The organism is Streptomyces sp. NPDC002499 (assembly GCF_053595415.1).
The window spans coordinates 68,462-93,675 of sequence record NZ_JBSFXO010000006.1 but is presented as its reverse complement, the minus strand read 5'-3'; the positions used below and the strand labels follow the sequence as shown (position 1 = coordinate 93,675).

At 71.2% G+C, this 25,214-nt stretch carries 25 protein-coding genes; 16 read left to right on the top strand and 9 right to left on the bottom strand.

Features of this window, described 5'->3' with window-relative positions; translation table 11 throughout:
• Window positions 1-29 precede the first annotated feature (29 nt).
• Window positions 30-911, bottom strand: coding sequence for a diacylglycerol kinase family protein (locus ACWD5F_RS17585; protein WP_451255238.1), 882 nt, complete (start codon window positions 909-911; stop codon window positions 30-32).
• A gap of 196 nt (window positions 912-1,107) precedes the next feature.
• Between ACWD5F_RS17585 and ACWD5F_RS17580 the strand changes: the two genes are divergently transcribed.
• The 4 genes from ACWD5F_RS17580 to ACWD5F_RS17565 all read left to right on the top strand — a co-directional run bounded on the left by ACWD5F_RS17580 (window position 1,108) and on the right by ACWD5F_RS17565 (window position 5,524).
• The gene (locus ACWD5F_RS17580) at window positions 1,108-2,391 is read left to right on the top strand and encodes an adenylosuccinate synthase (RefSeq protein WP_401719242.1); all 1,284 of its coding nucleotides are present in this window, start codon (window positions 1,108-1,110) and stop codon (window positions 2,389-2,391) included.
• 146 nt (window positions 2,392-2,537) lie between these two features.
• Entirely contained in the window at window positions 2,538-3,893 is a 1,356-nt protein-coding gene (locus ACWD5F_RS17575) for an aminotransferase class III-fold pyridoxal phosphate-dependent enzyme (protein ID WP_451255235.1), read from the top strand.
• 139 nt (window positions 3,894-4,032) lie between these two features.
• On the top strand, window positions 4,033-4,728 hold the full coding sequence (locus tag ACWD5F_RS17570) for a GntR family transcriptional regulator (RefSeq protein WP_451255233.1): 696 nt from the start codon (window positions 4,033-4,035) through the stop codon (window positions 4,726-4,728).
• A 145-nt stretch (window positions 4,729-4,873) separates the two neighbouring features.
• Window positions 4,874-5,524 carry a hypothetical protein gene (locus tag ACWD5F_RS17565; RefSeq protein WP_123998725.1) on the top strand — a complete coding sequence of 217 codons (651 nt, stop codon included), beginning with the start codon at window positions 4,874-4,876 and terminating at the stop codon, window positions 5,522-5,524.
• Here ACWD5F_RS17565 and ACWD5F_RS17560 read toward each other — a convergent pair.
• Window positions 5,521-5,811 (bottom strand): hypothetical protein, encoded by a 291-nt coding sequence (locus tag ACWD5F_RS17560; RefSeq protein ID WP_401719233.1) that lies wholly within the window; start codon window positions 5,809-5,811, stop codon window positions 5,521-5,523. The genes ACWD5F_RS17565 and ACWD5F_RS17560 overlap by 4 nt on opposite strands.
• Before the next feature lie 187 nt (window positions 5,812-5,998).
• Between ACWD5F_RS17560 and ACWD5F_RS17555 the strand changes: the two genes are divergently transcribed.
• A complete protein-coding gene (locus ACWD5F_RS17555; RefSeq protein WP_451255231.1) occupies window positions 5,999-6,862 on the top strand; it encodes an NmrA family NAD(P)-binding protein in 864 nt (287 codons plus the stop codon).
• A gap of 22 nt (window positions 6,863-6,884) precedes the next feature.
• Here ACWD5F_RS17555 and ACWD5F_RS17550 read toward each other — a convergent pair whose 3' ends face one another.
• Window positions 6,885-7,313, bottom strand: a complete 429-nt coding sequence (locus ACWD5F_RS17550; RefSeq protein WP_451255229.1) for a VOC family protein — start codon at window positions 7,311-7,313, stop codon at window positions 6,885-6,887.
• Window positions 7,314-7,596: 283 nt separating this feature from the next.
• A complete protein-coding gene (locus tag ACWD5F_RS17545; protein ID WP_451255227.1) occupies window positions 7,597-9,423 on the bottom strand; it encodes a bifunctional metallophosphatase/5'-nucleotidase in 1,827 nt (608 codons plus the stop codon).
• 284 nt (window positions 9,424-9,707) lie between these two features.
• Here ACWD5F_RS17545 and ACWD5F_RS17540 point away from each other — a divergent pair, with 284 nt between their 5' ends.
• The 6 genes from ACWD5F_RS17540 (at window position 9,708) to ACWD5F_RS17515 (ending at window position 17,197) form a co-directional block, all read left to right on the top strand.
• Window positions 9,708-10,154 carry a hypothetical protein gene (locus ACWD5F_RS17540; RefSeq protein WP_451255225.1) on the top strand — a complete coding sequence of 149 codons (447 nt, stop codon included), beginning with the start codon at window positions 9,708-9,710 and terminating at the stop codon, window positions 10,152-10,154.
• Between the two features lie 34 nt (window positions 10,155-10,188).
• Window positions 10,189-10,743: a hypothetical protein gene (locus ACWD5F_RS17535; protein ID WP_401719219.1), complete on the top strand. Its 555-nt coding sequence runs from the start codon at window positions 10,189-10,191 to the stop codon at window positions 10,741-10,743.
• Window positions 10,744-10,851: 108 nt separating this feature from the next.
• On the top strand, window positions 10,852-11,481 hold the full coding sequence (locus ACWD5F_RS17530; protein ID WP_451255223.1) for an LUD domain-containing protein: 630 nt from the start codon (window positions 10,852-10,854) through the stop codon (window positions 11,479-11,481).
• A 177-nt stretch (window positions 11,482-11,658) separates the two neighbouring features.
• Window positions 11,659-14,028 (top strand): protein kinase domain-containing protein, encoded by a 2,370-nt coding sequence (locus ACWD5F_RS17525; RefSeq protein WP_451255221.1) that lies wholly within the window; start codon window positions 11,659-11,661, stop codon window positions 14,026-14,028.
• A 95-nt stretch (window positions 14,029-14,123) separates the two neighbouring features.
• Window positions 14,124-15,668 (top strand): PstS family phosphate ABC transporter substrate-binding protein, encoded by a 1,545-nt coding sequence (locus ACWD5F_RS17520; RefSeq protein WP_451255219.1) that lies wholly within the window; start codon window positions 14,124-14,126, stop codon window positions 15,666-15,668.
• 122 nt (window positions 15,669-15,790) lie between these two features.
• Window positions 15,791-17,197: a M20/M25/M40 family metallo-hydrolase gene (locus tag ACWD5F_RS17515; protein WP_451255218.1), complete on the top strand. Its 1,407-nt coding sequence runs from the start codon at window positions 15,791-15,793 to the stop codon at window positions 17,195-17,197.
• Window positions 17,198-17,221: 24 nt separating this feature from the next.
• Here the strand turns inward: ACWD5F_RS17515 and ACWD5F_RS17510 are convergent, their stop codons facing one another.
• Window positions 17,222-17,827 (bottom strand): response regulator transcription factor, encoded by a 606-nt coding sequence (locus tag ACWD5F_RS17510; protein WP_401719207.1) that lies wholly within the window; start codon window positions 17,825-17,827, stop codon window positions 17,222-17,224.
• A complete protein-coding gene (locus tag ACWD5F_RS17505; RefSeq protein WP_451255216.1) occupies window positions 17,824-19,056 on the bottom strand; it encodes a sensor histidine kinase in 1,233 nt (410 codons plus the stop codon). The genes ACWD5F_RS17510 and ACWD5F_RS17505 overlap by 4 nt, the downstream gene beginning before the upstream one ends.
• A 201-nt stretch (window positions 19,057-19,257) precedes the next feature.
• Between ACWD5F_RS17505 and ACWD5F_RS17500 the strand changes: the two genes are divergently transcribed.
• Window positions 19,258-19,815: a hypothetical protein gene (locus ACWD5F_RS17500; RefSeq protein ID WP_451255214.1), complete on the top strand. Its 558-nt coding sequence runs from the start codon at window positions 19,258-19,260 to the stop codon at window positions 19,813-19,815.
• A 31-nt stretch (window positions 19,816-19,846) separates the two neighbouring features.
• Here ACWD5F_RS17500 and ACWD5F_RS17495 read toward each other — a convergent pair whose 3' ends face one another.
• Window positions 19,847-20,596 carry an SLATT domain-containing protein gene (locus ACWD5F_RS17495; RefSeq protein ID WP_451255212.1) on the bottom strand — a complete coding sequence of 250 codons (750 nt, stop codon included), beginning with the start codon at window positions 20,594-20,596 and terminating at the stop codon, window positions 19,847-19,849.
• 261 nt (window positions 20,597-20,857) lie between these two features.
• Between ACWD5F_RS17495 and ACWD5F_RS17490 the strand changes: the two genes are divergently transcribed.
• The 4 genes from ACWD5F_RS17490 (at window position 20,858) to ACWD5F_RS17475 (ending at window position 23,217) form a co-directional block, all read left to right on the top strand.
• Entirely contained in the window at window positions 20,858-21,205 is a 348-nt protein-coding gene (locus ACWD5F_RS17490) for a YbaB/EbfC family nucleoid-associated protein (RefSeq protein WP_402357362.1), read from the top strand.
• Between the two features lie 89 nt (window positions 21,206-21,294).
• Entirely contained in the window at window positions 21,295-21,894 is a 600-nt protein-coding gene (gene recR, locus ACWD5F_RS17485) for a recombination mediator RecR (RefSeq protein ID WP_451255210.1), read from the top strand.
• Window positions 21,887-22,546, top strand: a complete 660-nt coding sequence (locus tag ACWD5F_RS17480; RefSeq protein WP_401719191.1) for a DUF5063 domain-containing protein — start codon at window positions 21,887-21,889, stop codon at window positions 22,544-22,546. Before recR ends, ACWD5F_RS17480 begins: the two co-directional genes overlap by 8 nt.
• 173 nt (window positions 22,547-22,719) lie before the next feature.
• Window positions 22,720-23,217, top strand: a complete 498-nt coding sequence (locus tag ACWD5F_RS17475) for an SgcJ/EcaC family oxidoreductase (RefSeq protein ID WP_451255208.1) — start codon at window positions 22,720-22,722, stop codon at window positions 23,215-23,217.
• Here the strand turns inward: ACWD5F_RS17475 and ACWD5F_RS17470 are convergent.
• Complete coding sequence (locus ACWD5F_RS17470; protein WP_451255206.1) at window positions 23,183-24,475, bottom strand: ATP-binding protein; 1,293 nt, start codon at window positions 24,473-24,475, stop codon at window positions 23,183-23,185. The two genes, ACWD5F_RS17475 and ACWD5F_RS17470, sit on opposite strands and share 35 nt — an antisense overlap.
• The gene (locus ACWD5F_RS17465) at window positions 24,472-25,155 is read right to left on the bottom strand and encodes a response regulator transcription factor (protein WP_451255204.1); all 684 of its coding nucleotides are present in this window, start codon (window positions 25,153-25,155) and stop codon (window positions 24,472-24,474) included. The genes ACWD5F_RS17470 and ACWD5F_RS17465 overlap by 4 nt, the downstream gene beginning before the upstream one ends.
• Window positions 25,156-25,214 lie beyond the last annotated feature (59 nt).

Below are 25,214 nucleotides of genomic sequence, written 5' to 3'. Positions count from 1 at the left end.
ATCCGTCACCCCGTCACCCCGTCACCCCGTCACCCCGGCAACGTAAGCCCCCACGCCCCCTCCCGGACCACCCACGTCCGCGTCCGCACCGGCCCCGCCACCACCGCGTCCGCCCGGTAACGGAAATCCGCCCCCGACACCGTCACCCGCCGCCCCCGCGCCACCACCGGAGACGCCTCCGCCCCCACCGACGCCGGCCGCACCTCCACCTCGGCAAGACCCGAAGCACACGGAGTCACCGAGATGCCCTCCACCGGCTGATCGAGGTCGACCAGCATCACCCCGTCGACCTCGATCCGCAGCCGGGCCGGTCTGGGCCGGGGCAGGACGTCGAGCGGATCGCGGGAGTCACGGGCCGGCCGGGCCGGCACCAGGGTCCGTACCAGCGACTGGCACGTCCGCAGCCACGAGCCGTGCCCGGCCCCGCCACCGGGAGCGGCCGACAGAGGCTCCTCCAGCGCGGCCTCCCGCAGGGACACCGGGGGGATCCGCAGCGCACCGAGCACCACCCCGTCACTGTCGTCCACCAGCAGATCCATCCGCCGCGCGACCCCGTCGAGCACAGCCCGCGCCGCCGCGACCGCCCCCGTGGGCACCCCCAGCGCCCCCGCCAGGGACAGCGCGCTGCCCACCGGCACCACCGACAGCACACATCCGGCCAGCTCCCGCTGCCGGTGCAGCAGGGCCACCGCGCGGATCAGGGCCCGGTCGTCGCCGATCACCACCGGCCGCCGCGCGCCCCGGCGGGCCAGTGCCCGGGCGAATTCCTCCGGTCCTTCGGGCAGGCACACCTTCGTGGTGGCACCCGCGCTGAGCACGTCCTTCGCGATGCGTACCGACTCCCCGTCCGTCCGCCGGGCGACCGGATCGATCACCACCAGCAGCTGTTCGGAAGTCGCGGAAGTCGCCACCTCGGTCCTGCCTCGCTTCCTCGGGTAGCATCTTTGTGCAAGAGCCCCTTGCGCTATTGCGCCAGGGGCTTGGTCTATTCCGGGGCACCCGGGTCCGGCAATTCGCGGCCGAAGACGGTCGCGGCGCACACGGCGGTGAACCGTACGCGTGCGCCCCTGACCTTGGACATGCCCCGCCCGGAAGGGGTGTACGCGCGTGCCCGCACTTGTGCTGCTCGGTGCTCAGTGGGGTGACGAAGGCAAGGGGAAGGCGACGGACCTGCTCGGCGGATCCGTCGACTACGTGGTGCGCTACCAAGGCGGCAACAACGCCGGCCACACGGTAGTCGTGGGCGATCAGAAGTACGCCCTGCACCTGCTCCCTTCCGGAATTCTGTCGCCCGGATGTACTCCTGTCATCGGCAACGGAGTCGTCGTCGACCCGTCGGTCCTGTTCTCCGAGCTGAACGGACTGAACGACCGCGGCGTCGACACCTCCAAGCTCCTCATCAGCGGAAACGCGCACATCATCACGCCGTACAACGTGACGGTGGACAAGGTGACGGAACGCTTCCTCGGGAAGCGGAAGATCGGCACGACCGGCCGCGGCATCGGCCCGACCTACGCGGACAAGATCAACCGCGTCGGCATCCGGGTCCAGGACCTCTACGACGAGTCGATCCTCACCCAGAAGGTCGAGGCGGCCCTCGACGGCAAGAACCAGCTCCTGACCAAGGTCTTCAACCGCCGCGCCATCGAGGTCGGCCAGGTAGTCGAGGAACTGCTGGGCTACGCGGACCGGCTCAAGCCGTACGTCGCCGACACGGTCCTGGTCCTCAACCAGGCCCTGGAGGCCGACAAGGTCGTCCTCTTCGAGGGCGGCCAGGGCACGCTCCTGGACATCGACCACGGCACGTACCCCTTCGTCACCTCCTCGAACCCGACCGCGGGCGGCGCCTGCACCGGCGCCGGCGTGGGCCCGACGAAGATCAGCCGGGTCATCGGCATCCTCAAGGCGTACACGACCCGTGTCGGCTCGGGCCCGTTCCCGACCGAGCTGTTCGACGAGGACGGCGACGCGCTGCGCCGCATCGGCGGCGAGCGGGGCGTCACCACCGGCCGCGACCGGCGCTGCGGCTGGTTCGACGCGGTGATCGCGCGGTACGCGACGCGGGTCAACGGCCTCACGGACTTCTTCCTGACCAAGCTCGACGTCCTCACCGGCTGGGAGCAGATCCCGGTCTGCGTGGCCTACGAGATCGACGGCAAGCGCGTCGAGGAACTCCCGTACTCGCAGACCGACTTCCACCACGCGAAGCCGATCTACGAGAACCTGCCGGGCTGGTCGGAGGACATCACGAAGGCCAAGACCTTCGCCGACCTCCCCAAGAACGCGCAGGCGTACGTGAAGGCGCTGGAGGAGATGTCCGGCGCGCCGATCTCGGCGATCGGGGTCGGCCCGGGCCGCACCGAGACCATCGAGGTCAACTCGTTCCTGTAGGCGACCCCGGTAAGGGGCCCCTGTAGGGCGGCAGCCCTGAAAGCGACATCGCGCCCGTCCCTTCGACAACCTGTCCAAGGGACGGGCGCGACCGCAGACAGGACGCCGATGTCGCGTCCGTATCGCGGACACCTACCCTCACCCGCATGACCCCTCAGACAGATCCCGAGGTCGGCGCCGCCGTGAAGGCCGCGGACCGTGCGCACGTGTTCCACTCCTGGTCCGCGCAGGAGCTCATCGACCCGCTCGCCGTGGCCGGCGCGGAGGGGTCGTACTTCTGGGACTACGACGGCCACCGGTATCTGGACTTCACCAGCGGGCTCGTCTACACGAACATCGGCTACCAGCACCCGAAGGTCGTCGCCGCGATCCAGGAACAGGCCGCACGCCTGACCACGTTCGCGCCCGCCTTCGCGATCGAGGCCCGCTCGGAGGCGGCCCGGCTGATCGCCGAGCGGACCCCGGGGGACCTGGACAAGATCTTCTTCACCAACGGTGGCGCCGACGCCATCGAGCACGCGACGCGGATGGCCCGGCTGCACACCGGCCGCCCGAAGGTGCTGTCGGCGTACCGCTCGTACCACGGTGGTACCCAGCAGGCGATCAACCTCACCGGTGATCCCCGGCGCTGGGCCTCCGACGGGGCCGCCGCCGGTGTCGTGCACTTCTGGGCGCCCTTCCTGTACCGCTCCCGCTTCTACGCGGAGACCGAGGAGCAGGAGTGCGCGCGGGCGCTCGAGCACCTGGAGACGACGATCGCCTTCGAGGGGCCCGCCACCGTCGCCGCGATCGTCCTGGAGACGATCCCGGGGACGGCCGGGATCATGGTGCCGCCGGCGGGCTATCTCGCCGGGGTCCGGGAGATCTGCGACAAGTACGGGATCGTGTTCGTGCTGGACGAGGTGATGGCCGGGTTCGGGCGGACCGGTGAGTGGTTCGCGGCCGACCTGTTCGACGTCACCCCCGACCTGCTGACCTTCGCCAAGGGCGTGAACAGCGGTTATGTGCCGCTGGGCGGGGTCGCCATCTCCGGCGCGATCGCCGAGACCTTCGCGAAGCGGCCCTACCCCGGCGGTCTGACGTACTCCGGGCACCCGCTGGCCTGCGCCGCCGCCGTCGCGACGATCAATGTCATGGCGGAGGAGGGGGTCGTCGAGAACGCCAAGACCCTGGGTTCGACGGTCGTCGAGCCGGCCCTGCGGGCGCTCGCCGAGCGGCACCCGAGCGTCGGCGAGGTGCGCGGCACCGGCATGTTCTGGGCGCTGGAGCTGGTCAGGGACCGTGAGACGCGTGAGCCGCTGGTGCCGTACAACGCGGCCGGTGAGGCGAACGCGCCGATGGCCGCCTTCGGGGCCGCCGCCAAGAAGCACGGCATCTGGCCGTTCATCAACATGAACCGCACCCATGTCGTGCCGCCGTGCAACGTGACCGAGGCCGAGCTGAAGGAGGGCTTCGCGGCGCTGGACGCGGCGCTCGGTGTGGCGGACGAGTACACAAAGTAGTCACAGCGGACGCATCGGCGGCGACTCCGATCGTGCGCTGTTACGCGGGTCAACACGGCGAATCCGAACGCGTAGGGTGGCTTGCTCGTAGTGATGTGTACGAGCACGCCATCCGACGCGACGAGGAGACGTCCGACACATGCCCGGCAGCAGCGGCGCCGTCACCCGCAGCACCCTGCGACAGCAGATCGCCGACGCGCTTCGCGACGAGGTGCTGGCCGGACGGCTGCAGCCGGGTCAGGAGTTCACGGTCAAGGAGATCGCCGAGCAGTACGGCGTCTCCGCGACGCCGGTGCGCGAGGCGCTGGTCGACCTGTCCGCGCAGGGGCTCCTGGACGCGGACCAGCACCGCGGCTTCCACGTCCACGAGTACTCCTTCGCCGACTACCGGGGCATCGTCGAGGCCCGCAGCCTGGTCACCGACGGCATGTTCCACGCCCTGCACGCCGGCCACGAGCTCATGCGGCCGGGTGAGGATCCGCGCCGGGCCCTCGCCCTCGCCGGGGTGCGCAGGCGCGGCGAGGAGGCGCAGCGGTCCGCGCTCGCCGGTGACGTCACCGTGCTGATCGGCTACGACCTGCGGTTCTGGCGCGAGCTGGGCATCCTCTTCGGCAATCCGTACCTGACGGACTTCCTGCACCGGCTGCGGGTCCAGTCCTGGGTGTGCGTGGTGCAGCACCTGCGCCGGCTGACCGAGCTGCGCGGCCGGCTGTGGTCCGACCACACCGATCTGGTCGACGCCCTGGCGCTGCTGGACATCAGCACGGCCCACAAGATCGTCGCCGCGTACAACACGCACTCGCTCGCGCTGATCGAGCGCCTGGCCGAGGACTGACCCGACTGCGTCCGGGGCCGTTCCGAACGACGGGCCCCGGGAGGGGATCCGGCCAGTGGAGAGGGAAGAACAGTCAGGAGGGGGCTGGCTGAGCCCCTCACCGATTACCCTTCCCTGACTGACCGATCCGCACTAGGAGCGACCTTTGGCCTGTGACCTGTGGCTGGTCCCACTCGTCGACGTGTTGTGCCACACCCCCGACAATCCGTTCGCCGAGGAACTCGCGCAGTTCAACAAGGCGCTGGCCGACGCCGGGCTCCCGCCGGTCCCGGTGTACCAGTACATGCCGGGCCTGTCCGGCGACGTCGCCCCGGTGGCTGGCTTCGACTACGACGCGCTGCACTTCCTGCGCCGTGTGTACCTGTTGCAGCTGTGCCAGCTGCCGGTGACGCCGGTCGACGAACTGGGCGGCGACTACGAGCAGTTGCTGGAGATGTTCGAGACGACGGCCCAGCAGTCGCACCTGGTCTGGCACTACGACCACGCGGGCGCGTACGTGCCCGTGGACTTCCCCCATCCGCTCTCCAACGACGAACTCCTCGCCGGCGGCGGCCCGCTGGGCTCCGCGCAGGCGCTGCTGCGCGAACTGGAATTCGTCGCCCCGTCGATCGGCATCGACCCCGCCAACCCGCCGACGCCCCCCGAACCGCCGCGGGCGCCCACCGGGTTGGAAGAGCCTGCCGTACCGCCTCCGTACGACCCCAGCCCCTTCTCCCGGGAACGTCATGTCTGGCTCGGCCTGCACGCGGCGGCGACCCGGAGTCTGGCGCAGGGGTCGATGATCGTCTTCAGCTAGCGCAGTTGGGACAGTCCCTTCTGCAGGTCCTCGCCGTTCATCACGGGCGTCAACTCGATCTTGGCGTCCATGTCCAGGAAGAAGGGCTCACCGAGCGCGGGCATCTGCGAGCTGTCCTGCATGTCGAAGAACAGGAAGGCCGTACGGACACCGCCGTCGACGGTGAAGTAGGCCGCCTCCGGCTTGATGTTGTCCAGGGCTTCCTGCATCAGCTGGGGCATCTTGCCGCTTCGGATGATCTCGTTGGCCTTCTCGGTGTTGAGCGAGGCTTTCAACAACACGCGCATAGCACTCACCTTCTTCTGCCGGCGCTCGCACGCGTACGGTTCCAGCCTATGCCTGAAATGTAAGGATTGACCGGTCTCGTCCCGCCCGTACTCCACGGGGAGACCCGGCGATGCCTCCCGCCGTCCGATGACCTCGCCTTCCGGCCCGAGCACGCTGAGGAAAAGCGCGAGCGAAGGGGAGACGGCGATGATCCTGGTGACCGGAGCGACGGGCCATGTGGGGAGCGAGCTGGTACGGCGGCTGACGGCCGCGGGCGAGCCGGTACGGGCGATGACGCGCCGCCCGGCCGAGGCCCGGCTGCCCGAGGGTGCGACGGCGGTGTACGGCGACGCGGACGACCCGGCGAGCCTGGCGGCGGCGTTCACGGGTGTCACCGGGGCCTTCCTGATGTCGGCGCAGGGCGTCGGCGCGGCCGACGGTCCCACCCACGACCGCGCGCTCGCCGAGGCGGCGGCCCGGGCGGGCGTACGCCGGGTGGTGAAGCTGTCGGTGCTGGACGGCGGCGCCGGGTCCGACGTGATCGCCCGCTGGCACGCGGCGGCGGAGGCGGCGGTCACCGATCCGTCGTACGGCTTCGCCTGGACCCTGCTGCGGCCCGGCCGCTTCATGTCGAACGCCCTCCAGTGGGCGGGCCAACTCCGCGCCGGCGACGAGGTGTCCACCCCCTTCGCCGACCGCCCCGCGGCGAGCGTCGACCCGGCCGACCTGGCGGAGATCGCGGCCCTCGCCCTGACGACCGACGAACACGCGGGCGCGACCCACGAGTTGAGCGGCCCGCAGACCCTGACCCCCGCCGAGGAACTCCGCATCCTCGGCGAGACCCTGGGCCGCGCCCTGCGCCTGCGGCCCCTCCCGGACGACGTGGCCCGCACCGGCATGTCCCGCTACGGCTTCCCGCCCGAGGTCGTCGACGCGATCATGCACCGCACCCTGAACAGCGACCGGGGCGCGGAGGTGCTCCCCACGGTGGAGAAGCTCCTGGGCCGCCCGGCACGGACGTTCGCGCAGTGGGCGGGGGAGCATGCGGGGGCGTTCACCGCGCGGGGATGACGGACGGTGTTCCCCGCAGGCCCTAGGGGCGGGCGTACGGCCGGGTCATGATCTCCATGTTGTGGCCGTCCGGGTCCTTGAAATACGCGCCTCGACCGCCGAACAGCCGGTTGATCCGGCCGGGTTCGGTGTGGCCGGGGTCGGCGTAGTGGGTGACCCCGACCGCCTCCAGACGGGCGATCATGGCGTCGAACCGCGCGTCGGGCACGAGGAACGCGTAGTGCTGCGACTGGATCGGCTCGTCCCGCTTCTCGTAGTAGTCGAGCGTCACGCCGTTGCCGAGGTCGACGGGCAGGAACGGCCCGAACGGGGCACCGACCTCCAGCCCCAGGATCACGGCGATGAACTCGGCCGACAGCTGCCGGTCGCCGGCGTAGACGGCGGTGTGGTTGAGCTGGACGGTGGTCGTCGACAGCTCGGATTCGTGCGGGTACTGCTGGTCGTACGACATCGGTGGTGGCTCTCCGGGTCTTGGGATCCGCTGGGGTGAGGGCGCCGTACGCGGGCGCCGAAGCGAAGACGCGGAGAGAAGGGCGGGCCTCTGGCCCGCCTCGGGCTCATGCCGAGGCCGGGAGCCTCACTCGTGAATGGCCCAAGGCCGACCCGGCAGTCACCCGCCCGACCCTAACCAGGTCATCGACCCGGGCAACACGGTTCCTGGCGGCTCCCGAGCCCCGACGCCCCGGGCAACACCGTCTCCGGCGAGGCCCGGGTCGGGGAGCGGTCGGGAGCGTCTAGAAGACGGAGGTTCCCGCCTGCGTCAGTTTCCAGTTGGTCGCCGCGAAGTCCGCCGGGTTCAACTCGCCCTTGCCGACGACGTAGTCGATCATCAGCTGGCGGATCTCGTTGGTGGAGCTGTACGCGATGTCGGCGGCGGCGATGTGCGGATAGCCCGAACCGCCGTTGGCGCGGTAGTTGTTGACGGCGACGACGAAGACCTGGTCGTCGGTGACGGCCGTGCCGTCGTAGGCCAGGTTCTTGATGCGGGAGCCCTCCGGCTGGGCGATGTCGATGTCGTAGGAGACACCGGCCGCCGTGTCGTACATGTAGTCCCAGAAGCTGTTGGCGTTCGTCAGGGTCGCCGTGTCCACCTTCGTGCCGGCCGGCACCTGGTAGTAGTACTTGGCCGCGTACTCCAGGTAGTCCTTGAGCTGGGCGCCCGTGAGCTTCTTGCCGTACAGGGTGTTGTCGTAGATGTAGAGCCCGGCGATGTCCTTGATGGTGACGTTGCCGGCCGGGATGTCGGCGGTGCGCGAGAAGGGCGCGGCGACCGAGATCAGCGGGAGGGCCGCGTCCGCCGCGGACAGGCCCGCCTTCACCGTCTGCGTCTGGACCTCGTGGATGAAGTCCATGATCGGGACGTCCTTCCAGCAGGACTCCGCCGCCGAGAGGTCCTCGGTACACGTGCCGACGGCCGTGTTGACGTACTTCACGACCAACTCGTGGTCGGCTTCGAGGAGTTCGCGGATCTCCGGGTCCTCGTCCACGGTGTTGGGGTTGAGGGTCTGCGCGGTCTTCTTCGTGACCTTCCAACGGCCGTGCTCCAGCTCGACCTCGAAGTCGAAGACGCTCAGCCGGTAACCCCAGCAGTACGGCTCCGAGAGGAGCACGTCCTCGCCGGTCTTCTCGTTCTTGACGGTGTACGACGACACCTCGACGTGCGTGTGGCCGACGAGGATCGCGTCGATGCCGGGGACCTGCTCGGCGACGAGGTTCGACGCGTTCTCCACGTACGGGAGTTGGTCGCCGTAGGACGAGGAGCCGTCGAGGCCGGAGTGGTCGGTGAGGAACACGACGTCGCAGCCGAGGGCGCGCAGCCGGGGCACGTACTTCTTCGCCTGCTCCACCAGGCCGGGGAAGACCATCCTGCCGCTGACGTTGTCCTTGTCCCAGATCGCGATGCCCGGGTTGGTGAGGCCGAGGATGCCGACCTTGATGTCCGGGGCGCCGGGGACCCGGATCTTCTTCACCGTGTACGGCGCGAACGCGGGCCGCAGGGTCTTGGCGTCCAGCGCGTTGGCGCCCAGCAGCGGGAAGCGGCACTGGCTCTCGAACTTGCGCAGCACGTCGATGCCGTAGTTGAACTCGTGGTTGCCGAGGGCGGCGGCGTCGTAGCGCATGTGGTTCATGGCCGTGGCCATCGGGTGCTTGGGGCCTCTCTTGCCGGCCGTCCCGGTGATCGGGTCGACGCGGGCGAAGTAGTAGGCCAGCGAGGTGCCTTGGATGATGTCGCCGGCGTCGACGAGCAGCACGTGCCCCTCGCCCTTCGCCGCGCGCTCCTGCTTGACGAGGGTCGCGACCCGGGCGACGCCGACGGAGTTGCCCTTGGCGTCCGAGTAGGCCTTGTCCAGGTAGTAGTCCCAGTCGAAGACGTGGCTGTGCAGGTCGGTGGTGCCCAGGATCGAGAACGACCAGGTCTTCGGCGCCTTGTGGGGCTTGTGCGGCGTGCGGTCGGCCGCCTCGGCGGGCGCCGCGGCCACGGCCCCGGCGGCGGCGACGGCCGCCCCGGTGACGGCCGACTTCTTCACGAACTCCCGGCGGTTCAGGGGACTGACGGGCATGGAAGGGCTCCTGGTGATGAGGGACGGAGTCAACGGGGGCGAAGCGTCTGCGGGATGCGCGTCCGAGGGATCTGCCGTGCGGTGGCACTACACGCGTAGATGCTTCTCGGCCGACCGTGCGCCAGGAACCAGGAACAGGCCATGTCCGGGTCAATTTCCGGACGGGGGAGGGAAAGGGGTGGTCAACGGGGGCCGTCCGGTCGGGGAACCGTTTCGCCCGGGTGTCATGTCCTCTCCAGCGGAAGGCGGTTCCGGCGCGGAACCGCCCGCGAAGGGGGATGGCCATGTGGGGGGTACGCGAAGGGGCACGGTTAGGGGTCTGGTCGGTCGCCGGGGTGATCGGGCTGGCGGTGCTGTACGTGATCGGGGCGTTCGCGTTCGGCAGTGCCGCGTGGATCACCGCTCCGTTCCGCGGTGAGGTCGAGAAGCGCGAGAACACCGTCGCCTCGGGCGACTTCAGGCAGACGACGTACGAGGAGTTCTTCGATCTGTGCGAGGCCGCGCAGAACGCCGAAGGGACGATCCGGGTGCTCCAGGAGGAGCGCGAGTCGGCTTCACCGACGCGCAGGACGCAGATCGACCAGTCGATCACCGCGCTGAAGGTCAGCCGGCTCGAGTCGGTCAACGACTACAACTCGAAGGCCGCCCAGGAGCACCGCGCGCCCTTCCACGACAAGGACCTGCCGTACCGGCTGGATGTCTCCGCCGAGCGCACGACGTGCACCAACTGATCCCCGTCGCATCCAGGGAAGAGGGCAGCACCGCATGAAGAAGTCCGTACGCATGGCCCTGGCCGCCGTCATCGCGCTCGTCGTGGGCCTCGCTCTGACCTCCTGCACCGACTCCAGCCAGGACAAGGAGAACAAGCGCAAGCAGGACAACTACGACCACCTCGTGGCCCAGCAGCCGGCGGGCCGCATGGAGTACTCGCCGACCCGCGAGGCGATCAACCAGTGGATCAAGACGTGGGGGCAGCGCGGCAAGCTCTCGTACGTCTACATCCAGAACGCCAAGGGTGAGTACGGGTACTTCATCATGAAGGGCCTGCCGGTGCCGCGCTGCAAGATGCTCACTCCGACGGAGAAGGTGGAGTCCAGCGACAGCGGCGTCGCGGTGCTCGCGCAGCCCGGCATGGACGGCGTGTACACATCGGGCTCCACCTGCAACGCCTACTACGGCTTCGACGCCACGACGAACGCGTACATGGAGTTCACGGTCGGCACGAACCAGTCGTTCTTCCTGTTCGACAAGCCCATGACGATGCCGGAGTACGCCAGCGCCAAGCAGTTGGGACCGTCCTCGGTGAAGGACATCAGGTAGGGCCTCACATTCCGGCGGGCTGTGGTGTCGAAGAGGTGGGGCGGCTGCTGCTGCCCCACCTCTTCGACACGACCGCGTCACCCAGCGGACGGGAAGCCCGGAGGCACCATGACCACCCAGACGCCCACGACATCGTTCACCGACCCCGCGCCCGAGCCGCGCCTGGAGCGCGCGGCCGCCGCGCTGACCGCGCACGGTTTCGCCGTGGAGATCCTCGACGACGTCGCCGCCGCGCGGATCCGGGTCAAGGACCTGATACCGGAGGGCGCTCACGTGTTCACGGGCGCCAGCGAGACCCTCCGGCGGTCCGGGATCGAGGAGGACATCAACGCCGATGGACGCTACGAGGCCATCAGGCCACGCGTGCTGGCCATGGACCGGGCCACGGAGGCCGACGACATCCGGCGCCTGATCGCCGGTCCCGACGTGATCGTGGGCAGTGTCGCCGCGGTCACCGAGACCGGCTCCCTGATCGTCGCCTCGGGCAGCGGCACCCAGTTGCCCGGCTACGCCGGCGGGGCCGCCCGCGCGATCTGGATCGTCGGGGCGCAGAAGGTCGTACCCGATCTGGACACCGCGCTGCGACGCGTCCACGACCACTGCCTCCCGCTGGAGAGCGCCCGTACGACGGAGGCGTACGGGTGGCCGAGTGCCGTCAACCGGCTGCTCGTCCTCAACGCGGAACACCAACCCGGACGCGGGACCGTGCTGTTGCTGCGCGAGGCCATCGGATTCTGAACCCCCGCTGAACCGACCGCCGTACCGCCCGCTGAATCGACCGCCGTACCGACCGTCGAACCGCCCGCTGTTACGGAACCGTAGACACCGCTCCCGCCATCTCCCCCCGCGCCCGCACTATTCTCGATCTGTCGCACAGGGGCGTAATGGGGTATTTCGGGGGGAGGCGGCGCGCGGATGGACGAACTGGGGGCCGGGGATCCACAGCGGATCGGGGCGTATCGACTGCTCGCCCGGCTGGGGGCCGGCGGGATGGGGCACGTGTATCTCGCGCGCTCGGAGCGCGGTCGTACCGTCGCGGTGAAGCTGGTGCGGGGCGAGCTGGCCGAACAGGAGGAGTTCCGGGCGCGGTTCCGGCAGGAGGTGCAGGCCGCCCGGCAGGTCGGCGGGTACTGGACGGCGCCCGTGCTGGACGCCGACACCGAGGCCGCCGTGCCGTGGGTGGCCACCGGGTACGTCGCCGGGCCCAGCCTCGAGCAGGTCGTCGGGCACGACCACGGGGCGCTGCCCGAGCGGTCGGTGCGGATCCTGGCCGCCGGGCTCGCGCACGCGCTCCAGGACATCCACGCCGCCGGGATCGTCCACCGGGACCTGAAGCCGTCCAACGTGCTGGTGACCATCGACGGGCCGCGCGTCATCGACTTCGGGATCGCCCGGGCCCTCGAGACCGTGGCCGAGGCCGGGCTCACCCGCACCGGCGCGCTCGTCGGCTCGCCCGGCTTCATGGCGCCCGAGCAGGTACGCGGCGACCGGATCACGCCCGCGTGCGACGTCTTCTGTCTCGGCTCGGTGCTGGCGTACGCGGCCACCGGGCAGCTGCCGTTCGGCAGCACGAGCAGCGGTGTGCACGCGCTGATGTTCCGGATCGCGCAGGAAGAACCCGACCTCACGGGCGTGCCCGAGGGCATCGCCGACCTCGTACGGGACTGTCTGAGGAAGGACCCGGCCGCCCGGCCCTCGCTGGAGCGGATCCTGGAGCGCACCGGCGCCGAGGACACCGTCTCCGACGGCCGCTCCCGCGACCCGTGGTTGCCGAGCGCGCTGGTGGCCCAACTCGGGCGGCACGCCGTGCGGTTGCTGGACGCGGAGAACCCGACGGGACCGGCGGGGACCGTACCGGAGGAGGGGGAGCCCGAGCAACGGTCCGGGGTGTCCGAGTCCCCGCCGGGTCCGCCCGCGTATCCCGCCGGGGCACCCGCACGCCCGTCGGCTCCGCCCGCGTACCCGCCCGGGGCGCCTGCGCACGCGCCGGGTTCGTCCGCACAGCCGTCGGGCGCGTCCGCGTATCCGCCCGGTTCGCCCGCGCGCCCGGCGGGTTCGCCCGTACAGCCGTCGGGTTCGTCGTCGCACCCGTCCGGGGCGCCCGCACACTCGCCCGGGGCGCCCGCGAATGCGCCGGGTTCGTCCGCGCAACCGCCCGGGGCGCCCGCGCACCCGCCTGGTCCGTCCGAGCGCGCCGCCGGCGCGTCCGAGGTTCCGCCCGAGCACGCCTCCGCCGACGCGGACGCCGACTCCGCCTCGCAGTCGGGCAGTTCGCCCGACGGGCCGCCGCCACCGGGACAGCCGGGAAGCGGGCCACCGCTCAACCACCTGCCCACCATGGCCGTGGGGCAGGGCGACACCCGGCCCCCGGCACCCGCGCCGGGCGCGAGCCGATCACCCGCCGGTGGCTTCGGCACGGCCCCCGCAGCTCCCCCCGGCTCCGGGTACGGCCACCCGCAGCCGCACCCGCACACCCCGGCCCAGGGCCATCCCCAACAGCCCGCCGGCTACGGCGATCCCCAGCAACCCGGGGCCTACGGTTACCCGCAACAGCCCGGCGCCTACGGCTATCCGCAGCAACCCCCGGGCTACGGCTACCCGCAGCAGGGCGCCCCCGGCGGCACCCCGCCCTACGGCCCCACCCCGCCGTACGGACCCGGCGGGCCGACCCCGCCTTACGGCCCGACGCCGTTCCTGCCGGCCGAGCCGACGCAGCGCCGCAACGGCCGGTCCACGGCGGCGCTCGTCGCGGTCGCGCTGGTCGTCGCGCTGGGCGCCGGCGCCTCGGTCTACGCCCTCATGAACGGCGACGGGGACCAGGCCGACGGCAAGCCGTCCGCCGCCCCGAGCGACAGCGCGCCCGAGGCACCCGGTCCGACCACGCCGGACCCGTCCCAGGCGAGCCCGTCCCCGTCCGCCTCGACACCTTCCGACGGCGCCGTCCCGACCGGCTACCTGGGCACCTGGACGACGACGATCACGAACGCCGACGGCGAGAACACCCGCACGCTCACGATTCGGCAGGGCGCGGTCGGCGACTCCGTCCTGTCCCTGATCGCCGACGGCCCCACCAGCAACGGCAGCTACCACTGCGTCTTCGAGGCGACTCTCACCCGACAGCCGTCCGCCGACGGTCCGTTGGAGATCGGCCCGTCCACGGTGACCTCCGGCGACTCGGGCAACTGCGCGCCGGGCGACCCCACCGAGATCACGCTGCTCGCGGACGGCAGCCTGGAGCGGGTCAACACCAGCAACGGGGAGAAGCTCACGTACAGCAGGCAATGAGGTGAAACGGCGTTCCCTGTGGGGTAGTTGAACGTACGGCGAACTTCGGCTCCCGCACACGCACCGTGCGCCCGCACAGTCGTACGGTGACGCCGGTGGAGTGGCTGAGCGCAGAGAACGTCGTGGCCGTGGGCACCGCGGTGCTCGGCATATTCGCGTCCGGGATCATGGTCTGGTACGAACGCCGGGTCCCGCGCCGCAAACGCATCGGCTACCGCGTCCAGATGGACAACCCGATAGGCGACGACGTCCGGCTGGGCCGGGCCAATGTCCGGCTCGGCCTCTTCGACGAGGCGCCCGGCATGTCCGACGCCACCCTCGTGCTGATCCGCGTCGAGAACGACGGCTCGCAGGGCATCGACCGCGACGACTACACCAGCCCCGAAGTCCACGGCCTGACCGCGGTGTTCACCGACCGCACCATCCGCGGGGTCTCGGTCACCCAGCCCTCCGACACCGACCACCTGATGGACCACTTCACCCCGGCCCGCGGCTTCGGCTACGACGGCAACACCCTGCGCATCCCGCGCGTCCCGCTCAACCACGGCGACCACTTCAAGCTGCTCGTGCTGCTGTCCGGCGGCGATGTGGGCCGTGAGATCCGGCTGTTCGGCGGCATCCGCGAGGGCGAGGTGCACCCCAACCGCAGTGCCACCCCGGACGAGGTGCCGCCGCTGTTCAGCCGGGCCGCACGGCTGATCTCCGTCATGCTCACCGTCAGCGTGCTCACCCTGGCCACGATCGTCGTCGTCCGCGACGACAACCCGCCCCCGATCGGCTGCGAGACCGGCTCCCTGCGGATCACCGGTTCGACGGCCTTCGAGCCGGTGGTGACGGAACTGGCGAAGGCGTACGAGAAGAAGTGCCCGGACTCCGACATCTCCCTGGACGCGCGCGGCAGTTCGGCCGGCGTCAACGCGCTCGCCGAACTGGGCGCCACCTCGAAGAAGGGCGCGCGCTCGGTGATCGCCTTCTCCGACGGCCCCGCGGTCGGCGTGACCGACCGGCTGATCGGCCGCAAGGTCGCCCTGTCCGCCTTCACGCTGGTCGTCAACGACGGCATCGAACTGCCCAAGGGACTCACCCTGGAGGACGTGCGCCGCGTCTACCGCGGCGAGGTGACCCGCTGGAAGCAGCTCGACCGCACCCTGCCCGACCTCCCCATCGTCCTGGTCAGCCGCAACGCCGACTCCGGGACCCGGCAGATCTTCCAGAGCCGGGTGCTCGGGTCCTGGGAGCGGGTGCCGAGCACCTCACTGGACTGCCTCCACAAGGACGACACGTCAGCGCCCGTCATGCGCTGCGAACTCGACTCCACGGAGGACGTGTTGGCCAAGGTCGCCGCCATTCCCGGCGCGATCGGGTACAGCGAGGTCACCCTCGCGGCGGACCGGCGCGGCGTACGGACCGTCTCCCTCGACGGCGCCGCGCCCTCCATCGAGGACATCGAGTTCGGCCGCAGCGACTACCCCTACCGGGGCGTGGAGTACGCCTACACCTACGACCGCCCCGGCGACGGCTCCCTGGCCGCCGCGTTCCTCTCCTACATCACCGAGGCCACCGGCGAGAACGCCATCCGCGGCCACGGCCACCTGCCGTGCTCGGCGGCGGCGGTGGTACGGCTGTGCGCGGAGGACTAGAGCGGGACCAGGCGGACCGGCAGGGGAGCGACGGGAGTTGAGGGCGGAGCGGCAGGCGCCCTTGTCCCGGACTGGCGTGTCCATGACGATGGCCGGAGGCATTCGCGGCCACAGGAGGACACATGCGTCCCAGCCCCACCAGGAGAACGGTTCTGACGGCCACGGCGGCGAGCGCGGCGGTGACGCTGGGCGCGGCCTCCGGCGCCGAGGCCACGTCCGCGGGCGGCGCCCGTCCGCCGGCCACCGCGCAGCCCCCGACCCGTGAACTCCGTTCCCTGCTGCGGGAGATCGACCCGGCCCGCATCGAGGCGACGGTCCGCAGGCTGGTCTCCTTCGGCACCCGCCACACCCTCTCCGTCCAGGACGACCCGGCGCGCGGGATCGGCGCGGCCCGCGACTGGCTGCTCGCCGAACTCCGTTCCTACGCCGCCGCTTCCGGCGGCCGGATGACGGCCGAACTCCAGTCGTACGTCCAGGAACCGGCCTCCCGCATCCCCACCGCCACGAAGATCACGAACGTGCTCGCGACCCTGCGCGGCTCGGTGACGCCCGAGCGCGTCTACGTCGTCTCCGGGCACTACGACTCCCGCGTCACCGACGTCATGGACGCCACCTCCGACGCGCCGGGCGCGGACGACGACGCCTCCGGGGTGGCCGTGGTCCTGGAACTGGCCCGGGTGCTGGCCCGGCGCCGGCCGGCCGCGACGATCGTGTTCGCGGCGGTGGCGGGGGAGGAGCAGGGGCTGTACGGATCGACGTACCTGGCCCAGCAGTTGAAGGCGGCCGGCACCGATGTGCAGGGCATGTTCACCAACGACATCGTGGGCAGCCCGACCGCCGACGACGGTACGAAGGACCCGTACACGATCCGGCTGTTCACCGAGGGCGTGCCCTCCTCGGAGACGGCCGCGCAGGCCGCGCTGCGCCGCTCGGTCGGCGGCGAGAACGACTCCGCGACCCGCCAACTCGCCCGGTTCGTACGGGATGTGGCCGACAACGACGCCACCGGTATGCACGTCCGCGTCGTCTACCGCCGGGACCGCTATCTCCGCGGCGGCGACCAGATCCCCTTCCTGGAACGCGGCTACCCGGCCGCCCGCTTCACCGAACCGGCCGAGGACTTCGCCCACCAGCACCAGGACGTACGCGTCGACGGGGCCGGCAAGCAGTACGGCGACCTCCCCGAGTTCTGCGACTTCGGGTACGTCGGACGGGTGGCCCGGGTCAACGGCGCGGCCCTGTGGACCCTGGCGCAGGCGCCGGGCACCCCGCGCGGCGCGAAGATCGTCACCAGCGCGCTCACCAACTCCACGACCCTGGTGTGGACTCGGGGCACCGAGCCGGATCTCGCGGGCTACGAGATCGTCTGGCGCGAGACGACGGCACCGGAGTGGACGCATGTGCTGCACGCCGGTGACGTGACGACGTACGAGGTGGATCTGTCGAAGGACAACGTGTTCTTCGGGGTGCGGGCGGTGAACCGGCAGGGCCTGCGCAGCCCCGTGGCGTTCCCGGACCCGCAGTCGTGACACGGGCCTTGCGGGGAGGCGGGTTCAGATCCAGCCCTGCTGCCAGGCGTGGTGGGCGGCGGCGTGCCGGGTGGGGGCGTTGAGCTTGGCCATGGCCGCGGAGAGGTAGTTGCGGACGGTACCCGGCGCGAGGTGCACCACGGTGGCGATCTCGGCGACCGACGCCCCGGTGCGGGCCGCCGTCAGCACCTCCAACTCCCGTTCGCTGAGCGGGCAGTCGTCCTCGGTGAGGGCGGACGCGGCGATCTCGGGATCGACATAACGGCGGCCCGCGGCGATGTCCCGGACGATCTCCGCGAGCCGCGCCGCGGACGTCGTCTTGGGCACGAACCCGCTGACCCCGGCGGCCAGCGCCCGGCGCAGCACGGCGGGCCGGGCGTGCCGGGTGACCAGGACGATCCGGGTGGGCAGGGCGGCGGCCCGCATCTCCCCGGCCGCGAACAGCCCGTCGGCGGGCGGCATCTCGAGATCGAGCACGGCGATGTCGGGGCGGGTCTCGACAGCGAGCCGCACGGCGTCGGTGGTGGTCGCCGCCTCCGCCACCACGACCAGATCCTCCTCCAGCCCCAACAACGCGACGAGCGCACTGCGCAGCAGATCCTCGTCATCGGCGATGAGCACACGGATCATCGCCGGCCCCCGCCCGACCGACGGCTTCCCGGCCCGTCCTTCCGAGGCCGGCCCCCTTGCACCGGCAGCACCGCCGTCACCGTGAAGCGGTCGCCGTCCCGGTGCCACGTCAACTCCCCGTCCGCCGCTCGCAGTCGTTCGGCGAGCGTGGTCAGGCCGGTGCCGTCGGAGCTCGCGGTGGTCTCTTCGGCTCCGTCGTTGTCGATGCGGAGGCGGGCGGTGTCGTCGGTGACGCGGTAGTCGACCTCGGCGTGGTGGGCGGTGCTGTGCCGCAGCACGTTGGTGGTGGCCTCGCGCATCACCAGGCCGAGCAGGTGGCGGGCGGTGTCGGGCAGTTCGTCCGCGCCGGGCGCCTGGTCCGTGCGGGCGTCGATGCCGGCCGCGGCCAGCACGCGGGTGGCGTTGACGATCTCGTCGTCCAGCGTCGTACGCCGGTACCCCTGCACCACGGCCCGGGTGTCCCGCAGCGCGTCCGCGCACAGCTGCCGTACCTCCTGCATCTCGGCGGACGCGCGCGCCGGGTCCGTCCCGGTGAGCCGGGACGCCAACTCCGCCTTGAGGGCGATCACTTGGAGATGGTGCCCCTGGATGTCGTGCAGGTCCCCGGCGAACCGCAGCCGCTCGTCCTTGACCGCCAACTCCGCCTCCAGCCGCCGCGCCCGGTCCAGCCGCCCCGCCACGTCCCACGCCCACATCGGCCCCAGCATCATCCACACGGTGAACACGACCAGCCCCGCCGGGAACAGCGCCGCGTGCACCGACTCCCCGTCCCCCGCGGCCAGACTCACCGCCGCGCCGGGCACGAGCGCACCGGACGTGGCGCCGGCCACCAGCAACCGCCGTGCGGGCACCGGGAGACAGGTCGCGCCGATCGCGACCGTCACCGCGGGGGCGATCGCCCACAGGCCGTAGTTGTGCCGGGCCAGCGGGAGGACGGCCAGGACGAGGGCGGCGCAGCCCGCCGCGACCAGCCAGCCCCGGCGGAGCCGCGCGGGCGGGTCGGGCCGCACGGTCAGCAGGTCGCCGAGCAGGACGACCGTCGCCACGACCTCGACGACGAGCGCGGGGACGGCCGGCGCACGGGCCCAGAGCGGCACGTCGCCGTCCAGGATCCAGGCGCCGTAGGTGAGCACCAGCAGCACGACGGTGGTGCCCGGCACGGCCCACCAGGTGTAGCGGCGGAAGCTCGTCAGCCCCGCCGCGCGGTCCCCCCTCGGCCCGTCCTCCACGCGGTCATTGTGACAGCGGACGGGCCGTCCGGTCAGTGCCGAACGGCCTTGTCCCGCATGACAGATGTCATTCGGGGACATGCGCGTACGGCACTACTGGCGGTTCGTCGCACGGGCCAGGCTGAGGACGTCCAGATACCCCTCCCCGGTATATCGGCCGTCAGGTGGACGACCGGGGATCCGTGCAGGAACGGAGATGTCATGAAGTCCGACCTCGTCCGCCGTTGGCCCACGGCCCTGGCCCTTCTGCTCGCCGCCGGTGTGATCGCCGCCGGTTCCGGTGACGACCTCGGTGACGCCGTGAGCGGCTACGCCGACGCCCTCCCCCTGCTCCCCCTCCTCTACGTGGTCATCACCCAGCTCGGCCGCCCCCGCCTGACCTGGCCCGTGCTCGGCGCCGGCGTGGTGCTCCTGTTCGGCCTCGGGGCGCAGGACGCGGTCCCGGCCGGCGGCGCCATGATCGTCGTAGCGCTGGCGGTGTTGCTGTGGGGCATGCTGCGCGGGTCCCCGCACGGCGGGACCGTTCTGGGCGTGCAGGTGGCCGGTGCGGTCGGCTTCGGGGCGCTGGCCGTGGCGGGACTGGTGGTCGACGCGGATCTGGGCCGGTACCTGGTGGCGGCCGGCTGGTTCGGCCACGGGGTGTGGGACCTGGCCCATCTGCGGCTGGCCAGGCTCAAGGGCGTGGTGGCGCCGACGTTCGCGGAGTGGTGCGCGGTCGTGGACATCGCGGTCGCGGTGGAGCTGCTGTTCCTGCGGTGACCGCGCCGGTGTCCTGCGGTGACCGCGTGGGTCACCGCGGCTCCGGCGGTCGCTGCCGCGGCATGTTCGGGCGGGCGTTCGGGCCCGGGGGCAGGGGGAAGCGGCCCTGGGGGGCGCCCGCGTCCGGGCGGGCCGTCGCCGAGACCGCCGCCTGGATGCCCATGGGGGCCGTGCCGGTGCGGAACTCCACCATCCAGTCCGCGGTCTCCGTACGCACCAGCTCGGTCACGTCCTCCGAGAACCGCCGCAGCACCCCCAGGCACCGCTCGGCCGCCTCGCTCGCCGTGCCGTCCGCGGGGCCCAGCATCTCCCGCACGCTCTCCGTGGCCCACTCGAACTGGAGCACCTGAAGCCGGCGCTGCACCGCCTGCGCGGTCGCCACATCCCTTATCCAGCCGGACGTCAGCCCGAAGAACCGGTCCACGGCCACGCAGGCCACCGCGAGCAGCAGCGCGAGATAGCCCCAGGGAGCGGCCCCGGGGAGCGCGCCGGTCAGGTCCAGCAGCGGCAGCGCGGCGGCCGTGACCGCGCCCGTCGCCGCCCCGGCCCGCAGCGCCCGCGCGCCCCGCCGCTTCCACACCCGGTCCGCGAGATACCAGGACGCCGTCTCCAGCGCCCCGCGCTCCACCCACCGGTACAGCTCGTGCAGCCGCTCGGCGGGCTCGCCCCAGTCCCCGAGCGGAAAGGCCCGCCCGGTCAGATCGCCCGGCCGCAGCCCGGCCGCGCCCTCGCCCCGCCCGTCCTGACGCGGACCTTCGGGCTGCATCTCCGGCTGACCCACCCGGCGCTCCCTAACTGATCGGTCACCCTGCGTGACGCCTGATGCTGATGTGCCAGAGCCTTCCTACCGCCCAATGGGTGGCGAAGGGGGAGCTTTGACGGCTTTTCCGCCCGGAAGAGGCCCTTGATCAGGTATAGGCCTTGCGATCAAACCACTCGAAAGAGTGCCGGGGCGATGCCTGCGCGGAGCACGTAGGCTCGTGCCGAGCGCGAACACCGCGGGACGACCGCGGGACGACCGTACGGACCAAGGAGCTGAATCGTGATCCCCGGTGGTGGCCAGCCGAACATGCAGCAGCTGCTGCAGCAGGCGCAGAAGATGCAGCAGGACCTGGCGCGCGCGCAGGAGGAACTCGCCCAGACCGAGGTGGACGGTCAGGCGGGCGGTGGCCTGGTGAAGGCGACCGTCACCGGCGCCGGTGAGCTGCGAGCCCTGAAGATCGACCCCAAGGCGGTGGACCCGGACGACACCGAGACCCTCGCGGACCTGATCATCGCGGCGGTCCAGGCGGCGAACGAGAACGCGCAGAACCTCCAGCAGCAGAAGCTGGGCCCGCTGGCCCAGGGCCTGGGCGGCGGCGGCAGCGGCATCCCGGGCCTGCCCTTCTGAGACCGGCCCCGCCTCGCCTATCTAAGAGGGGCCGCGGCCAACTACCGTACGTACCGTAAGGAACCACCCCCAGGAAGGACGGCAGTCCGTTGTACGAAGGCGTGGTGCAGGACCTCATCGACGAACTGGGGCGGTTGCCCGGCGTCGGTCCCAAGAGCGCCCAGCGGATCGCCTTCCACATCCTCCAGGCGGAGCCGACCGACGTACGGCGGCTCGCGCAGTGCCTGATGGAGGTCAAGGCGAAGGTCCGCTTCTGCGCGACCTGCGGCAATGTCGCGCAGGAGGAGCTGTGCAACATCTGCCGGGACAGCCGCCGCGACCTCACGGTCATCTGCGTGGTCGAGGAGCCCAAGGACGTGGTCGCCGTCGAGCGCACCCGTGAGTTCCGCGGCCGGTACCACGTGCTCGGCGGCGCGATCAGCCCCATCGAGGGGGTCGGCCCCGACGACCTGCGTATACGAGAACTTCTCGCGCGGTTGGCCGACGGGACGGTTACGGAACTGATCCTTGCGACGGACCCGAATCTGGAAGGCGAGGCCACGGCCACGTACCTCGCCCGCATGATCAAGCCCATGGGCCTCAAGGTCACCCGCCTGGCCAGCGGCCTCCCGGTGGGTGGCGACCTGGAATACGCGGACGAGGTGACCCTCGGCCGCGCCTTCGAGGGGAGACGACTCCTAGATGTCTGACGCCAAGCTGCACGCCACAGCGCAGGACCCGGACGACTTCGCGGTCCAGATCGCGGACCAGGTCGAGAGCTTCCTGGTGGCCACCGCGGAGGTGGCGAAGGGCGACGAGCCGGGTTCGGCCGTGCCCTTCCTCCTCCTGGAGGTCTCCCAGCTGCTCCTGGCCGGCGGCCGCCTCGGCGCGCACGAGGACATCGTCCCCGACGAGCGCTACGAGCCCGACCTGGGCCCGGAGGCGGACGTGGACGAGCTCCGCGAGAACCTCGCGCGCCTGCTGGAGCCGATCGACGTCTACTCCGAGGTCTTCGACCCCTACGAGCCCAGCAAGTCCCGGGTCCCGGCCCGGATCTCCGACGACCTGGCCGACGTCATCGCCGACCTCCGCCACGGCATGGCCCACTACCGGGCCGGCCGGGTGACGGAGGCCCTGTGGTGGTGGCAGTTCTCCTACTTCTCCAACTGGGGCTCCACCGCCTCCGCGACCCTGCGCGCCCTGCACTCCGTCCTCGCCCACATCCGCCTCGACCAGCCCCTGGAAGAGCTGGACGGCCTCGACACGGACCAGGGCATGGGCGACGAGACGCTCGAATTCGAGGCGGGCAAGGTCATGGTGGAGGAGATCGCGGAACCGCTGGGCCTGCGCTCGGCGAAGTAGCCCTCGGCCCGAGGGCCGGGCGGGATCCGGTGCGCGCCGTATGTCATGCGGCGCGCACCGTGCGTGAATTGGCAACGCCCTGGACGTCTCCTGTACGTCGGCTGCACGGGCGCTAACCGGCACGAAGCGAGTCTTGAGTCATCCCAACGGACACCAGATCAACTGGAGTTGTGATGACTCGCCCCATCAGCGTGCGTGCAGCCATCGTCACCGTCACCACCGCTTTGACCCTCGGCACCGCCGGCACGGTCGTCGCGACCGCCGGCCCCCAGCACGACGCGAAGCCCACCAAGAAGCAGATAGCCGCCCTCTTCGACGGCTGGAACGCCGCGCTGGCGACCGGTGATCCGAAGAAGGTCGCGAACCGGTACGCGCCGGACGCCGTGCTGCTGCCCACCGTCTCCAACGAGATCCGCACCGACCGCGCCGAGATCGTCGACTACTTCGAGCACTTCCTGCCGAACAAGCCGGTCGCGAAGAAGGTCGAGACCTACATCAACGTCCTCGACAGCAACTCGGCCATCGACGCGGGTGCCTACGACATCACGCTCACCGACCTGAAGACCGGCGAGAAGCGGGTGGTGGAGGCCCGTTACACCTACGAGTACGAGAAGCGCGGCGGCACGTGGCTGATCGTCAACCACCACTCCTCGGTGATGCCCGAAGGGTGATGACCACCGACAGACCGCTGTTTCCGGGAGCGTCCCGCAGGGCCACCGTGCCGCCGTCGTCCGTCACCAACTGGCGTACGACGGCGAGGCCCAGGCCCGAACCGGTGCGCCCGGTGAGGCCCTGACCGCGCCAGAAGCGGTCGAAGGCACGGGACTTGTCCGCGTCGGACATGCCGGGACCCTCGTCCACCACCGACAACTCGACCTCGTCACCCCGTGATTCGGCCCGCACGGTGATCGTCGCCCCGTCCGGCGACACCTCCAGGGCGTTGGAGAGCACGTTGTCCAGGACCTGTTCGAGATGACCCGGGCTGGCCAGCACCAACGGCCGGCCGTCGGCGACTTCGCCCCCGAGCACGATGTGGATGCCGCGCTCGTCGGCGGCCGGCCGCCACACCGAGAGGCGTTCGGCCACGATCTCCTTCAGCGGCAGCGGTTCCGCCGCCGTCACCTTCGCCTCGGCCCGTGCCAGCACGAGCAGGCCGTTGACGAGACGGCTCATCCGGACCACCTCGGCGGTCGCCTGGTCCACGTCCTCGCGTACGAACTCGTCGTCCACGCCGTCGGCGATGTTGTCCAGCGACAGCCGCAACGCCGTGAGCGGGGTGCGGAGTTGGTGGGAGGCGTCGGCCACGAAGATGCGCTGCGAGGCGATGAGGGTGTCGAGGCGTTCGGCGCCCTGGTTCAGGGTGCGGGCGAGTGTCTGTGTCTCGTGCGGGCCCGTCACGGGGGAGCGGGCCGTCAGGTCGCCGTCGCTGAACCTGCTCGCCATGTCGTTGAGTTGGCGCAGGGGGCGGGTGAGGCGACGGGCGACGAGCGCGCCCAGTCCGGCCGCCACGGCCAGGACCCCCACCGCGAGGAACGCCCGGAAGCCCCAGATCTGCCAGAGCCGCCGGGTCAGGTCGGAGGTCGGGTAGGTGATGCGTACGGCGCCGACCGTCCGGCCGTCGCGCCGCGCCGGTGCCGTCACCTCCAGCTTCCCGTCGCCCCAGTGCGTCGCGGTCTTCGCCCGCGCGGCGGGCAGTACCTCGGCCGTGCCGGGTGTCTCCTGCGCGTACGCCACCACCATGCGGTCCAGGGCCGCGCGCGAGGCGGCGTCGCCGCTCAGCAGCAACGCCATCGTCCTGGCCTCGCGCCGCACCGACTGCTCGGTGTCGCCCCGGAGTTGGGCGGTCAGAGTGAAGGCGACCGGCACGGTGAACGCCGTCAGCGCCACGGCCACGAGCAGGACGTAGCTGACGATCAGCTGCCGGATCATGAGGCCGAGGACCCGTCCGTGATCTCCAGCCGGAACCCGACCCCCCGTACCGCCTCGATGGTGATCGCGCCCGCCAACTTCCGCCGCAGCGCCGCCACATGGACGTCCAGTGTCTTCGTCGGCCCGAACCAGTTCGCGTCCCAGACCGCCTCCATGATCTGCTCGCGCGACATCAGCGCGCCGGGCTCCTCGGTGAGGAAGGCCAGCAGGTCGTACTCCTTGGGGGCGAGGGCCACCTCCGTGCCGTCCAGGCGGACCCGGGCTGCCTTGCGGTCGAGGGTGAGACGAGGGCCGTAGCGGTCGGGGCCGGCGGAGGCGTCGGCGGGCGGCTGCACGCGCCGCAGCACCGCCCTTATCCGCGCGATGACCTCCCGCACCCCGAACGGCTTGGAAACGTAGTCGTCCGCGCCGATCTCCAGGCCCACCACCCGGTCCGTCTCGTCGCTGCGCGCGCTGATCACGATGATCGGCACGCTCCCGCGCAGCCGCAGCGCCTTGCAGACGTCGAGCCCGTCGGTGTCGGGCAGCCCGAGGTCGAGGAGGACGACGTCGTAGGGGGCGGAGTGGGCCAGGGCGGCGGCGCCCGTGGTGACCCAGTCGACCTCGAAGCCGTACCGGATCAGTCCCCGTCGCAGTGACTCGGCGACCGGCTCATCGTCTTCCACCAGGAGTACGCGCACGACCGCACCCTATTACTTGAAACTTAATTCACAGCGTTCACTTGTGACGCTCGGCACTT